Annotated in this window: 11 protein-coding genes; 4 read left to right on the top strand and 7 right to left on the bottom strand. The window is 61.4% G+C overall.

From position 1 onward, the window contains the following. Nucleotides 1-12 precede the first annotated feature (12 nt). On the top strand, nt 13-345 hold the full coding sequence (locus tag ACP15P_RS16680; RefSeq protein ID WP_424929590.1) for an ArsR/SmtB family transcription factor: 333 nt from the start codon (nt 13-15) through the stop codon (nt 343-345). Beyond that, on the top strand, nt 342-1394 hold the full coding sequence (locus ACP15P_RS16675; protein ID WP_424929589.1) for a permease: 1053 nt from the start codon (nt 342-344) through the stop codon (nt 1392-1394). Before ACP15P_RS16680 ends, ACP15P_RS16675 begins: the two co-directional genes overlap by 4 nt. Nucleotides 1395-1407: 13 nt before the next feature. Here the strand turns inward: ACP15P_RS16675 and ACP15P_RS16670 are convergent, their stop codons facing one another. From ACP15P_RS16670 to ACP15P_RS16650, 5 genes are all read right to left on the bottom strand, one after another. Continuing rightward, entirely contained in the window at nt 1408-2163 is a 756-nt protein-coding gene (locus tag ACP15P_RS16670; protein ID WP_424929588.1) for a helix-turn-helix transcriptional regulator, read from the bottom strand. A 152-nt stretch (nt 2164-2315) separates the two neighbouring features. Then, the gene (locus ACP15P_RS16665; RefSeq protein WP_424929587.1) at nt 2316-4313 is read right to left on the bottom strand and encodes a phosphatidylglycerol lysyltransferase domain-containing protein; all 1998 of its coding nucleotides are present in this window, start codon (nt 4311-4313) and stop codon (nt 2316-2318) included. A 182-nt stretch (nt 4314-4495) separates the two neighbouring features. After that, the gene (locus tag ACP15P_RS16660; RefSeq protein ID WP_424929586.1) at nt 4496-6796 is read right to left on the bottom strand and encodes a S8 family serine peptidase; all 2301 of its coding nucleotides are present in this window, start codon (nt 6794-6796) and stop codon (nt 4496-4498) included. A 201-nt stretch (nt 6797-6997) separates the two neighbouring features. Further along, nucleotides 6998-9277, bottom strand: coding sequence for a S8 family serine peptidase (locus ACP15P_RS16655; protein ID WP_424929585.1), 2280 nt, complete (start codon nt 9275-9277; stop codon nt 6998-7000). Between the two features lie 1140 nt (nt 9278-10417). After that, nucleotides 10418-12235 carry a PHA/PHB synthase family protein gene (locus tag ACP15P_RS16650; RefSeq protein ID WP_424929584.1) on the bottom strand — a complete coding sequence of 606 codons (1818 nt, stop codon included), beginning with the start codon at nt 12233-12235 and terminating at the stop codon, nt 10418-10420. Between the two features lie 101 nt (nt 12236-12336). On the opposite strand from ACP15P_RS16650, the gene ACP15P_RS16645 reads away from it, so the two are divergent. Beyond that, nucleotides 12337-12660 (top strand): hypothetical protein, encoded by a 324-nt coding sequence (locus ACP15P_RS16645; RefSeq protein WP_424929583.1) that lies wholly within the window; start codon nt 12337-12339, stop codon nt 12658-12660. Between the two features lie 12 nt (nt 12661-12672). Here the strand turns inward: ACP15P_RS16645 and ACP15P_RS16640 are convergent, their stop codons facing one another. Both ACP15P_RS16640 and ACP15P_RS16635 read right to left on the bottom strand, forming a co-directional pair. Then, nucleotides 12673-13176 (bottom strand): MgtC/SapB family protein, encoded by a 504-nt coding sequence (locus ACP15P_RS16640; RefSeq protein ID WP_424929582.1) that lies wholly within the window; start codon nt 13174-13176, stop codon nt 12673-12675. Between the two features lie 30 nt (nt 13177-13206). Then, nucleotides 13207-13392: a DUF3008 family protein gene (locus ACP15P_RS16635; RefSeq protein WP_424929581.1), complete on the bottom strand. Its 186-nt coding sequence runs from the start codon at nt 13390-13392 to the stop codon at nt 13207-13209. Nucleotides 13393-13574: 182 nt separating this feature from the next. Between ACP15P_RS16635 and ACP15P_RS16630 the strand changes: the two genes are divergently transcribed. Beyond that, a complete protein-coding gene (locus ACP15P_RS16630; RefSeq protein WP_424929579.1) occupies nt 13575-14012 on the top strand; it encodes a hypothetical protein in 438 nt (145 codons plus the stop codon). Nucleotides 14013-14076: the final 64 nt, after the last annotated feature.

Below are 14076 nucleotides of genomic sequence, written 5' to 3'. Positions count from 1 at the left end.
ATGTTGACAGTCATGGTTACAGAACATTCCGTTGCACATGCGCTTGCCGCGCTCGGACATGAGACGCGGCTGATGGTTTTTCGCCTGCTGGTGCGGGCCGGTGAGGGCGGCATGATCGTGGGCGATATTTCCAAACGCCTCGACATGGCGCCGAGCACGCTGGCCCATCATTTGCGGGCCCTGGTCGATGCGGGCCTGGTCATTCAGGAGCGCCAGGGGCGGCAGATCGTGAACCGGGTCGATTACGCGGTCATTCGCGGCACGGTCGATTTTCTGTTGGAGGAATGCTGTGCCGATGCGGTGGACTGCGTCCATGACGGCGGAGCGGAGGAGACGGCGGCATGACTGAACTGGCGATGCAGATGCGGATGCGGCTGGCGGACGGGGTCCACCAGCTTTGGGCGCGGCAAAGGGTCTGGCTGGTTTCGGCGCTGATCCTCGGCCTGCTTCTGGTTTTTGTGCCGGAGCAGGGGGTGACCTCGCTGGAATTTACCGCGCGCAACCTGGTTGAGGTGGCGCCATTCCTGGTGCTCTCCATCGGGATTGCGGCCTGGGCCGGGGCGACGGGTGCGGACGGGCTGATTGCGCGGGCCTTTACCGGGTCTCCGGGGGTGATGATCCTGATTGCGGCGGCGGCCGGTGGGCTTTCGCCGTTTTGTTCCTGCGGGGTAATTCCCCTGATTGCGGCCCTGCTGGCGATGGGGGTGCCTCCGTCGGCGGTGATGGCGTTTTGGCTGTCCTCGCCGGTGATGGACCCGTCGATGTTCGTGCTGACCGCCGGAATGCTGGGCACGGAGTTTGCGGTTGCCAAGACCCTGGCAGCGATTGGGCTTGGTGTGTTTGGCGGGTTTGTGGTGCATGCCCTGGCGCGGTCCGGGGCGCTGGTCGATCCGCTGCGCGAAGGTGTGGGCAATGGCGGCTGCGGCGCGTCGAGTGTGCGGGAGGTTCGGCCGGTTGTCTGGAAATTCTGGCGGGAGCCCGCGCGGCGGGAGAAATTCGCCCGTGAAGGTATGCGCTCGGCGTTGTTCCTGATGAAATGGCTGACGCTGGCGTTTGTGCTGGAGAGCCTGATGGTGGCCTGGCTGCCCGCGGATTTCGTGGCGCAGGCGGTGGGCGGTTCGGGGCCGGTGCCGATTGCGATTGCAACGGCGATCGGGGTGCCTGCCTACCTCAACGGGTATGCGGCGCTGCCGCTGGTTGGCGGCCTGATCGGGCAGGGCATGGCGCCGGGGGCGGGGATGTCGTTCCTCGTTGCGGGGGGTGTGACCTGCGTGCCCGCGGCGGTTGCGGTCTTTGCCCTGGTCAAGCGTCCGGTGTTCTTCCTCTATCTCGGCATTGCGCTGACCGGATCGTTTGCGGCGGGTCTGCTGTTTCAGGCCTGGGCGATGCTCTGAGGCTCGGCCGGGTTCAGATCTGGATGAGGCCGCGCACGAGGGCCAGGGCCATGGCCTGGTCGCGGGTTGCGCATTTGAGTTTTTTCCGCGCGGAGGTCATGTGCATGCGGACGGTGACCTCGCTGATCTGAAGTTTCTCGGCAATGCGGGCGTTCATGTAGCCGTTTGCCAGCAGGCAGAGCACGTCCTTCTCGCGGGGGCTCAGCCGCTGGCCTCCCTCGTAGACGATGTCGGGGTGGTCCCCGCGGAGGGGCATTGCCTCGATGGCGGCTACGGGGGCGAGGAGGGTGAGGAAACGGAACGTATCGCTGTCGACGAAAGCCTCGTCCCCCTTGCCGGCGCCGCACAAAAGGACGCGCACCACACCGGGCGCGCCGGGAACGCCACAGGGAATGCCGACGGCTGCGGAATAGCCGAACTGGGCAATGTCGTCATAGTAGTCGCGGACAATCGGAGCGCTGTCGTCCGGCAGATACCTGTTCTGCGAGAGAAGCCATTTGGATCTGGTAAGGTTTTGGGCGGGCACACCCACGGGCGGGACGTGCGGGCAGATGGTTTTGTAGTTCTGATCAAAGAACCGCGCAAACCAGGAGGGCGGGTTTGTTGACTGCAGGCCAAGCACCTCGCCGGTCTTGATGTCAGCCTCGCCAATCGTGACGAAGGGGGAGCCCAGTTTGAAAAAGGTCCCGGTGTAACCCGCCCATTTTTCCTCTGCCGTCCGGCAGTTTTTGGACGTGTCCATCGCGTCGATCAGCATGTTGAGTGACATGACAGCGCCTTCCTTTCTGCCACGGGGAAGCCGCAGGAAAACTAAAACCTGTTTTGTCCCTGCACAACTTCGAAAACTACCGGTCCCGCATGTTTGGGTCAAACCGGCAAAAAAGCGTTACCGTTCAAAGGACATGGCGCATTTTGTTGAGGTCACTGCGGATGTGGATTGACGCGCACCGGGACGGGTTCCAGCACGGCCGCGTCGACCGTTGTGGTGATCAGGTCGCGGATGGCGAGTGTTTCCTGGACGGGCAGGCGGGCCCTGCGCGTGCACATGAAGACCGGACGCCAGTGTGGTGAGAACTGCTGCTTGAAGCGGGCGAGGTTCTGCTGGCTTTCCGACAGGCCGTAGCGTTCGCAGAGCAGGTTGCCGATATGGGCGACGGGGCCTGGCACGCTCTCAAGCCCCTTGAGGAAGACCGCGCAGAGCGAAAACTTGCGGGCCCCGGCCTCTCCCGCCTGCTCGATGGCGGCGGTGATCAGGGACTGCATGGTGCCGTGGGGCGTGTCGGGCAGGTTGCGCATGACGTCGATGGAGACCTCGCGGCCGTCGCCGGATTTCCAGAGCGTCACGAAGGCCACCGGCTTGCCGTCGATGCGGGCGAGGATTCCGCCGAAGCGGGCGAGGTAGTCCGGGCGGCAGTAGCCCTGGGAAAAGCCCATGGCGGCGCCTTTCGCGTTCTTCCAGGCGGTGTCGATGGCGAGCAGGTCGTCGATGGCGATGTCGCCGGGCTCGAACGGCTCAACGGTCACGCCCGCTTTTTCGGCCTGGCGCAGTTTGCGGCGCAGCGAGCGGTGGGCCGGGGTTGAGATGTCGAAGCCGCGCGGGTCGAGCAGTGCTTCCTCCCCGATGCGGCTGACGGTCAGGCCCGCGCGGCGCAACTCAGCCGCGAACCGGCCGGTACATTTGTAGGCGGCGGGTTCGAGGTAGCGCTGGGCGGCCTCGCGGATGAAAAGACGTGCGAGTTCGCGGGCTTCGCGGCGGCAGCCGATGGGGTCACTTAAGGCCACCAGTGTGTTGGCGTTTTCCGTGACCATCAGGCAGGCCCTGCCGGAACGGCTCATCAGGAAGGATTTGTCGCCCAGATGTGCGAGGGCGGCCTCGGCGCGGTGGCTTTTTGCGAGCAGGCGGGTGACCGCCTCGGGCAGTTCCGGGCCGGGCCGCAGCGGTGCGGCGTGCAGGTTGCCGGTGCGGGCTGCGGCTTTGGCCGGGCGGGTTTCGAGCGCGATCAGCATGACGCCCGCGATGAGCATGGGCAGACCGTAGTAGAGCGCGCGGTAGACAAGCAGGGAGCCCAGCAGCGCCTCCACCGGGACGTCCGGCATGGTGAAGAGGCAGGCGGTCTCAATGACGCCGAGACCGGCCGGGGAGTTCGACAGCAGGGCAAGGCCCAGGGCGATCATGTAGATCACGAGAAACTGCGTCGGGTCGGGGACCGTGCCGGCGGGCAGCAGCACCCAGAAGGCGAGACCGGCGGGCACCACGTCGATCAGCGTAAACACCATCATGCGACGGATGGCGCGGGGCCGGGGCAGCCAGAAGCCGATTTGTTCGCCGCCCCAGCGCAGGCTTGAGGCAAGGTAGATGGCGGTCGCGGTGGCGAGGCCAAGGCAGCCAATGGCGCGGATCATGTTGTCGGAGAGCCCGGTCAGGCCGGAGGCGTAGCCGGGCACCAGCGTAAGCAGGGCCGCGAGAATTGCGGCGAGCGTGATCATGAAGCCGACCGAGACGAGGCCGGTGACCTTGGCCGCCTCAACTGGGCCGATACTGTGATGGCGGTAGAAGCGCCAGCGGACCAGCGTGCCGGTGATCAGGCCGAAGCCGAGCGCCTGGGAAATCGCGATGGAGGCAAAGCCGGTGCGCAGGGCGATGGCCTTGGGCATCCGGTGACCGAGGCAGCGCATGGCGATGACGTCATAGAACGAGATGGCCGCGTAGCTGATGACAACAAGCGCGAGGGAGGTGGCGATGGCCCAGGCGGGAATGCCCATGGCGGCGGCGACCACCCCGTTCCAGTCCACGTCGCCCAGTTGCAATAGCATGGTGTAGAGAAATGCGGCGATCAGGATTAGGGAAAATGCCAGTCGCGGCACCACGGAGCGCGGAATTGCGTCCCCCGGTGCGGATGCGTCCCTGATGCCTGCCATGATATCTCCCCCCGGAGCTGGTTGCGTGGAAATCCCGGGGGGTGATAGCGTTTCCGCGTGGGTATGCGGTTAACAGGAACGGGCTATAAGATTCTGTATTTCAACAATTTAAGCCCGTTCTGGATTCAAGTTTAGCGATGTTTTGAATCGACTGGCATGCCTTTGGGTGCGTTCCGGTGTCATCAGGTGAACAGGAAATCCGAGCGGCTGAGACCGGTGAAATCGTCCGCATCGCCGGAGACCAGCAGCAGGTCGCCATCGTAGCGGACCTCCCATTCCTCCGAGCCGCGTTCGTCGATCTCAAGGTCGGACCAGCGCAGGTCGCGCAGCTGGATGACGTCGGATTCATTCTCGAAATCGGTGACGTAGTCGGTGTTCGTGTCGGTCGTCAGGACGAATGTGTCGTCGCCCAGGCCGCCGCGCATGGTGTCCGATCCGGAGCCGTCGCGCAGGATGTCATGGCCGCGCCCGCCGCTGAGCCCGTCGTGACCGGAGCCGCCGTCGAGCGTGTCGGCGCTGCGGTTTCCGACGAGGCGGTCGTTGTCCGCGCCGCCGCGCAGGTCGTCCGATCCGTTCCCGCCGTGCAGCACGTCGTTGCCCTGGCCGCCGCTGAGATCGTCGCGCCCGTCGCCGCCCTTGAGGGTGTCGTCGCCCTCTTTACCTTTCAGCCGGTCGCTGCCGCGCATGGTGGAGATGGTTTCGTCCGCGTCGGAGCCTGTGATTCGGTCGTCCCCGTCGCCGGTGAAGATCGAGGCGAAGCTGTCGGGCAGTGTCACCTCCACGCGGTCCAGCCGCCCTTCGCCCTCCTCGAAATTGAGCCTGGTGTTCGTGGTCACGGCGGCGGCGTTGAGTGTGGTGTACGTACCGTTTTGGGATGAGACTGTGTCGCTGTGCCCAAACTCGCCATCCGCCAGGTCACTGAACTCGTTGGTGTAGATGAGGGTGGTGTGGTCGGCTTCGTCCGCGCCGGAGATGATGAGGTCGGCGGATTTGAGTTTTGCCCAGTCCCAGGTATTCATGCGCTCCGTTATTTCGAGCGTCCATTCCCCGTTGGGATCCTCGCCCAGGAATTCACGACTGGAGAACGTCCATTCGTCCACGTCTTCGAGCCAATAGGGGTCCTCAATATCATCATAAAAGTAGTTGTCCCATTTGTAGTCCTCATAGGGCTGTTCATCGATCGGGCGGCTCAGGATGCTTCTTGTTCCCTCCGGTGATGTAAGTTTGATGCGGTAAGCATTTAGATAGGCTCTGGCGAATGTAAGGTCGACGCTGACCATTTCAGTGGAAATGTCAGATGTCACATCGAATGAGATTTCAATCGGTTCAAATAACCAGAGGGTTTCATTACCGGACCAGTTGTCCACAGCCTCAGATTCGAGATTGTCGGATGTCGACGCCTGGTCCCAGGTCTCGGCCATGCGGATTGCGGCATGGGCGTCGACGAGGCCAAAGCCATAGTCGTTTGAATAGTGCATTCCGCCGCCGTTCCAGTTTTCGGCGCCGTTGAAGTCCCAGTCGTCCGTTTCATTTTTGCGCCTGCCGGAATCGAGCGGGCTGCCGGTGTGGCGGGCCGAGGCGGCCAGAATGGTCTGAACATCACGCCAGCCGAGATCGGGGTTGGCTTCCAGCATCAGGGCCGCAATGGCGGACACCTGGGGTGCGGCGGCAGAGGTGCCGCGAAATGTCGTGTAGTCGGCCCAGGGGTTGTCGTTGTCGGGATTTTTGGTGTTGTCCCCGTCGGATCCCGTCAGATCGGTTGTCCAAACCTGATTTCCGATAGCGGAGACCAGAACCGTGGAGCCAGGGGTCGAGTAGTCCGTGACCTTGCCCTTGGTATTCACGCCGGCGACGGTGATGCCATGATGGGTTTGCGCCATCGCGCCTATGTTCGTGTTGAAGCCCCAGTACTTCTCGTTACCCGCACTAAAAACGTTGATCGTACCGAGGCCGTCCCGGCCTTCCGTCGTGCTCTCAATGAGGTCCTTTTCAAGATGTTTTTTCCATGTGCGGTATCCGCCGCCCACCTCCCAGGCCTTGATGTACCCCCAGCTGTGGTTGGTAACGTCGAAGCCAGACAGTCCGTAAAGCGAGTCTTTGTCCCGGATATTCGACCTGGGTGACAAAATGTCGGTCATTGAGATTGTGGCGCCCGGTGCTATGCCGACCGTTCCCACACCATCGTCGGCAGCGGCAATTATTCCCGCGACAGCGGTTCCGTGACCGTGATCGGAGCCTTTGACCTTTGGGTTGTGTACCTCTCCGTCGATTACGACGTGAAGATCCTTGTCATAGGCTTGCTTCAGGTCCGGGTGGCTGTATTCGATGCCTTCGTCCCAGATGCCTACCGTGACGCCGGAACCATCGTATTCTTCCGTGATTCCACCGAGATTCAGGTGCGGGTCACCGGGGTCTCCGGACAGGTACCACTGACGGTCGGTGAGATCCGGAGTCGTGGACGAGGAAGTGGTTTTGATGCTCATGCTAAATTTCCCCCAATAGAACCAAGGAATCGCGTAAAAGCAATTTTGATTTTTTAAGAACAACGGGGGTATTTTTCACTGAATCTTCCGATCAATCAACAATAAATGCGATTGTCTGTATTTCTGGTTCGAATAAATCTTCGTTACAGTGGAATTGAATTTCGTTACGACTTCCGTACGATTTTCGTACGGTGGTGCTGTTCAGATGAAATCGAAATCCGAGGCGGCGAGGCGGCCGGTATCCGGGGAGGTCAAGGAGACAAGGAGCAGGTCGGTGTTGTGTTCTACCGCCCAGGTTGTGTCGTTGTCGCGGGTGATGGTCAGGGCGGACCAGGTGGTGTTGAAGAGGCGGATGGTGTCCTCGCCGGGGGTGAAGTCGAGGATGTGGTCGGTGTCCGTGTCGGTCTCGATGATGAAGCGGTCGGCGTCGTCGCCACCGTGGAGGGTGTCTTTGCCCTCGCCGTCGCGGAGGCGGTCGCGGCCCTTGCCGCCGTTGAGATCGTCGTTGCCCCGGCCGCCCTTGAGCGTGTCGTCGCCGCGGTTGCCGTTCAGCTCGTCATACCCGGAGCCGCCGCGGAGGAGGTCGTCGTCGCGGCCGCCGGCGAGCCTGTCTCGGCCGGAGCCGCCGGACAGTGTGTCGTTGCCGTCGTCACCCGCGAGGCGGTCATCGCCGTTTTCGCCGGAGAGGTGGTCGTCGCCGCGGCCCGAGGTCAGCCTTTCGTCCGCGTCGCTGCCGGTGAGGGTGTCGTCGCCGTCGCCGGTGACGATGCGTTCGAAGGCGTCGGGCAAGGTGACGGTCACTCCGTCGAGGGTGCCGGTGCCGGTGGTGAAGTCGAGGGTTGTGCCGGTGGTGAGGGCGGCGGCGTTAACTGTGTCGAAGGCGCCGTCTTGTGTTGTGATTTCGCTGGTGTGGCCGAACCCGCCGTCTGCAAGGTCGCTGAACTCATCGGTGAAAATGAGCGTGCGGCCGGTGGTTGCGAAGGCGCCGGAGATGACGAGGTTGGCGGACTCGAGCTTGCCGGTGCGGATATCGGAGCCGCGGTCGGTGATGTGCAGGGTCCATTCGCCGACGGGATCCTCGCCAAGGAATTCGCGGCTGGCGAAGGACCAGGTGTCGAGGCGGCCGGTGTCGAGGGAGGGTTTGCTGAGGATGCTGCGGGTGCCGGAGGGGGAGGTGAGGGTGATGCGGTAGTCGTGAAGTTCGGCTTTGCTGAACCCGAGTTCAAGTTCCACCATCTCGGGCACGGAGGCGGCGTCGACGTCGAAGGTGACGCTGACGGTGGTTTTGCCGTGCAGGTCTTTTGAGCCGCGCCACTGGTCCACTGTGTCCACGAGGAGATTGTCAGTGGTGGAGGTCTGCGCCCAGGTTTCGGCGAGGCGGATGGCGGCGTGGCCGTCGATGAGGCCGTAGCCGTAATCGTTGGAGTAGTGCAGGCCGCCGCCGTTCCAGAAGGTCGCGGCGTTGAAGTCCCAGTCGTCGGTCTCGAAATCTCCGCGTTTGCCGTCGAGGGGGCTGCCGGTGTGGCGGGCGGAGGCGGCGAGGATTGTCTGGACGTCGCGCCAGCCAAGGCCCGGGTTGGCCTCCAGCATCAGCGCGGCGATGGCGGAGACCTGGGGTGTGGCGGCGGAGGTGCCGTAGAAGGCGGTATAGTCGGCCCAGGGGTTGCCGTTGCGGGTTTCCGTCGTGTTGTAGCCCTCGGCACTGGTGCGGTCGGTCGTCCAGATGTCCTCGCCGAAGGCGGAGACGAGAATGGTGGAGCCAGGGGTGGAGTAATTGGCGATGGTGCCGTCCTCATCGAGGCCCGCGACGGTGATGGTGTGGAGGCTCTGGGTCTGGCCGGTGGAATTGGTGTTGTCGCCGTCCCAGCGGTTGTTGCCGGCGGCGAAGACATTGACCGTGCCAAGGCCGTCGCGACCCGCCGTGGTGCTGTGGATCAGGTCCCGTTCGAGATGGTTTTTCCAGATTGGAACCTCAGCCCCGGTGGCCCAGGGTTCGAGGAAGCCCCAGCTGTGGCTGGTGATGTCGAAATTTGACAGCCCGTGGAAATTATCGCGGGGCGCGACGTCTGAGGTCCCTGACAGGATGTCGACCACGGCGATGCGGCTGCCATGGGCGATGCCGGTGGTGCCGGTGCCGTTATCCGCGGCGGCGATGATGCCCGCGACGGCGGTGCCGTGGACGGCGGCCTGGGTTTGGGCGTGGGGGTCGTGGACCTCGCCATCGATGGTGACGTGGAGGTCGGGATCGTAGGCAGCGGTCAGATCGTGATGGGTGTATTCGATGCCGTCATCCCAAATGCCGATGGTGACACCGGAGCCGTCGTAGTCGTCGAGAACGCCGCCCAGGTTCAGATGGGGCTCATCGGGATCGCCGGACAGGTACCACTGGCGTTCGGTCAGGTCGGGGAGTTTTCGGGAAGATGCGGCGCTGTTGGACAGGGGCGTGTCCTGCGGACCTTCTGACTGGGTCGACTGCGTCATGCGCGTTTTCCGATCAACTCAAGCTGCGGAGTAAACCTCCGATAAAATCAACCATCGCAATGGCCAGGATTTATTGCATAAAATCCGTGTTTTAATCAACAGTTGCGGGCAACTCTTTATGATCCAGGAATACTGAGCCCGGATCAACTTTCGGTTGCGGTAGTTTGCGTCGTGTCCGGTCGTTCGCAGTCCCTGTCGAACCGGACTTTTCCGCAGGAGCCAAGGGTCGTTTCGATGACGCCGAGGGTGGCGCCCGGTTCGCGGGCGTTGATGAGGCGGCCGGAGCGTTTTTTGAGCCAGGCGTCCCAATAAATTGGGCACATTAAGAAACGTGGTTATTGCCGAGTGTTCATCCAAATAATTTCATCATAGAGTATCAAGTGTTCAACTTTATGGATCAACTCAATTATTCGCGTCTGAAACTCAGTAGGGCTTTCTTTTTCTCTGAGCGCAAGAGCATAACCCACAAAATCTGATGCATACATGTGATGATTTTGTTTGTCGCAATAAAACTTTCCAATTACTTCGTGGCTATTGTGGATACTGATTGAGTCCCTTGTTGTTTCAGATTGCCAGTACATTTCGTGCAAGTTTTAGTCGTTATAGCTCTGCATGACTCTATTTACGGCATGGTTTAATTCATAAAAATATATAGATTTGGGGTCTCGTTCGGTGCTCAGTCTGCTTTGAATTGGCCACATCATGCTCGACAATACAAATTCTACGCGACGTTCTCTACTGTCAACAAAGTGCTGAATTGACTCGTCGAAATAGCCCACTCGAAAAAACCGTACGCTATGATTTGCGGCAACATCTAAAACTATGGAAAATAATTCGATTTTCTTGTCGTCTTCAAGGTCTCTGGGTAAGTTACAGGCATGCAGAACTGGCAAAAAAGTGACTGTGTTTTCGTTGTCGTTAGGAAAAAGTGAATCTCGAACTCGTACGATGATTTCGGCTCGAAAAGCGAAGATATTTTCGTCATTGTATGCTGATGCGGTGGCAGAAGTATATCTTCTTCCATCTTTTTCATTTTCGTGTTCGTCGATGTAAATATAATTCAAATAAGCGCCCTTGCGTTAAATTAATTACTTTTTTTCGGCCGAATGAAGGCCGTTTAGGTCGACTGCCATTTAGATATCAGTCCTTGTCGAACCGGACCTTTACGTAGGAGCCTGGGGCCGGTTCGATGACGCCGAGGGTAGCACCCGGTTCGCGGGCGTTGATGAGGCGGCCGGAGCGTTTTTTGAGCCAGGCGTCCCAGTCGGGCCACCAGCTGCCGGCGGTTTCCTCTGCATCCTTCGCCCAGTCCTCAAGGGAGGCGTGGGTCATGTCGGGGTTGGTCCAGAACTGGTATTTCTCGAGAGCGGGCGGGTTGACCACGCCGGCGATATGGCCGGAGCCGGACATGATGAACCGCACATCAGCCTTCTTCATCTCCTTGGCGCCGCGATAGACTGAGGCCACGGGTGCGATGTGGTCCTCTTTCGTGGCCACGTGATAGACCGGGCCCTGGATATCGGCCAGGGTGACGGTTTCGCCGCGGACCTGAATGTTGCCTTTGGCGAAGTTGTTTTTGATGTAGAACTCATCAAGGTAATAGTGATGGACGCGCGCGGGCATCGCCGTACTGTCGGCGTTCCAGTAGAGCAGGTCGAAGGGGAAGGGATCCTTGCCCAGCATGTAGTTGTTGACGACGTAGCCCCAGATCAGGTCGTTGGCGCGCAGCATGTTGAACGCCTCGGCCATCTTGTTGGCGGGCATGTAGCCCTGGTCCATTTCCTCGTCGATCACGTTCAGGGTCTGGTCGTCCACCATGATCTGCAACTCGCCCGCGTCCTCGAAATCGAGCTGGGCGGTGAAGAACGTGGAGGAGGCGATGCGTTTGTCCTTCTGTTTGCCGAGCCACGCCAGAAGCGTGCCGGTCAGGGTGCCGCCGATGCAGTAGGACGCGACGTGGAGGCTCTTCTGGTTGGTTTCCTCGAGCACCTTGTCGATGGCGGTAACGGCGCCCTCAAACAGGTAGCTGTCCCAGGTTTTGTCGCGGTGGCGGTGGTCGGGATTGACCCAGGAGATCATGAAAACGGTGTGGCCCTGTTCGACCAGCCATTTGACCATGCTCTTTTTCGGGTTGAGGTCGAGCACGTAGTATTTGTTGATCCAGGGCGGAATGATCAGCAGCGGCTTGGAGCGCACCTTCTCGGTTTTGGGCGCGTACTGGATCAGCTGCATGATTTCGTTCTGGAAGATCACCGCGCCCTCGCTGACGGCGGTGTTGCGGCCGACCTCGAAGGCGTCCATGTCGGTCTGGCGGATCAGCAGCTTGCCCTTGCCGCGTTCGAGATCGGCCAGCATCATTTTCAGGCCGCGAACGAGGTTTTCGCCTTTCTGGTCGACCGTGGCCTCCAGAACCTCCGGGTTGAGGCCGAAGAAGTTGGCGGGGTTCATCGCCTCAACGAACTGGCGGGTGTAGAAGGCGGCTTTTTTGCGTTCCTTCGGATCCATTTCACCCACGGTCCCGACCGTGTCCTGGACCCAGCCGGAGGTGAGCAGGTAGCTCTGCTTGATGTAGTCGAAGAGGGCGTTTTCGGACCATTCCTTGTGGGCGAACCGGCGGTCGCCCTTTTTCATGTGGGGCAGTTCCGGGTCGTGGACGTCCTTGGCGCCCATGAGTTTGAGCATGGAGGTCTGCCACAGGGCGGCCTGTTCGCTCCAGAACTCGATGGTTTTGTCCGCGACTTCCTGGGGGTTGTCCCACATGGTGCGGTACAACTCGGCAAAGGTGGGGAAGGTGTTGAGCGGGTCGGGATGGACCGGGCCGCCCACGGGCTGTTTCATCTGGGCCTCGAGAAAGGTCTGCCAGATGCGGCCGGAGACATCGAAGACCTCGGCCATGTTGGTTGCCATCTGATGGCCCTGTTCGGACAGGGTATCTTGCGTTTCTTCCTCAGTGGTCATGGTTTTTCCCCCCGACGCCGCGCGTCTTGTTCAGACGTTTCCCCTTCGATAGTAATGCGGGACTGTTGGCTTTTCCACAGTACAGTTGGGCCCCTGGCGTCATGCAGATTTCCGTGTTGTCTTTTTCGTCGCGTGTTGCGGCCGTGGCCTTCGGCCTGGTGGCGCTCGTCGCGTGTGCGCCGCCGCCCGAGGGGCGGTTTGAGCCGACGCGCCCGGTGGATGAGGCCGCGCCGGCGGAGCTGGTGCCGACGAGCCGGTTCGACGGGGTGGTCACGGATGCGGCCCCGGATGCCGAGCGGCTGGAGGCGGAGGCGCAGGCGCTTCTGGAGCGGGCCGAACGGCTGCGCCAGGAGACGCAGGGCTTGGCCGGGCCGGTGATTGATCCCGGGACGCGGGCGCGGCTGGAGGCGGCGCGGGGCGGGTAGGCCGCCGCGCGGTCAGCTCTCATATTTGCCGTCGGGATCGTCGCTGTCGCCCATGCTTTTCTCGACGTGGCCGAGTATCCACAGAACGAGAATGGCCAGAACGGTGGCGAGGGCGGCGATGTGAAGTGCGCCGAGGCCACAGGCAAGGCCGATTGCTCCGGCGAGCCACATGCCCGCGCCCGTGGTCAGACCGCGCACGCGACCGTTGGTGAACACGATGAAGCCCGCTGCAAGAAACGCGACGCCGCCGGTGACAGCCTCGATGAGGCGCAGCGGGTCGATGCGGGTGCTCTCATTGTCGAAGGGGGGCATGTGGGCGATTTCGATGGCGAGAATCGCGACGCAGGCCGAGGCGAGGCAGACGAGCATGTGGGTGCGGAGCCCCGCCGGGTGATTGCGCCATTCCCGCTCAAAGCCTACCAGCGCGCCAAACAGAAGTGCCGCGATCATGCGGGCGGCGGCGGTCTGGATCGGCAGCCAGGGAAACCGGGTGAATTCGTTTAATAATGGTTCCATGATCCAATGCTTTGCGGCAGTTCGTGCGTATCAGTCGTCGACCTGTTCAGGCAGATCATCGTGATCGGTGGATGCGAAGTCTTCCAGTTCGTCCTCCGTCATGGACTCGTACATTTCCTTAGACGCGCCCTGGAGTTCGGATTTCGGGGTTTCGCCGCGTTTGGCTGACAGGGCCGCGCCCGCCGCTTTCTGCTGTGCCTTCGATTTGGCCGGCATGGTGTTTCCTCCTTGAATACGGGGTTCATATGGTCAACGCGCCGGTCGGGTGCCGGGTTCCGTTTGGGCGGATTGGCATCAATTTTAGGATTATTTGAATTGATGTGATGGAGGACACAGAAGACCAGCGGGTTTGTTCGTAAAACGGCTTCAATACTGATTTATATTTGCGGAGCTGAACCATGACTAAATACATTGTTAGAACAGTTGCGGTCGCGGCCGTATTTGGAATTCTCGCGATTGCCACCCAGGCGTTTGATGTTCGTGAGCACGGCCCCGTAGCTTTGGCGGACGTGACGGCCGGAGCGGATCATTCCGAGGCCATTGCGCCGATCCTTGAGCGCAAGGTCGGGGTTTCGCGTCAGCAGCGGGGCACGGCGTACCGGACGGCCTGGATTGGCGAGCGGCCGGCCGGCGCGGGCCGGGATCAAAAGGCGCGGTCGGAGGTTCGGGCCGCGAAAGGCGCGGGCTGTGACCATGCGTGCCGGAGCGTGAAGCGTGTTGCGGCGCTGGAGGCTGATTTCTTCGAGACCGGTGCCGCCGAGCGGGGCTGCCGCCGGATGCGGAAGGCGGGCGGTGACTGCGGCGTGGGTGATACGTACTGGCTTGTGATGCGGTGATCCGCTGAGGCCGTTTCCGTACGGTTTTGGGTGCCGTCCGTTTGTTGCGGGCGGCGTTGTTCGT

It is taken from the genome of Amaricoccus tamworthensis, assembly GCF_049800875.1.
Classification (GTDB): domain Bacteria; phylum Pseudomonadota; class Alphaproteobacteria; order Rhodobacterales; family Rhodobacteraceae; genus Amaricoccus; species Amaricoccus tamworthensis.
Note: the sequence above shows the minus strand (reverse complement) of the source record. Positions and strands in the feature narration are given on the sequence as shown.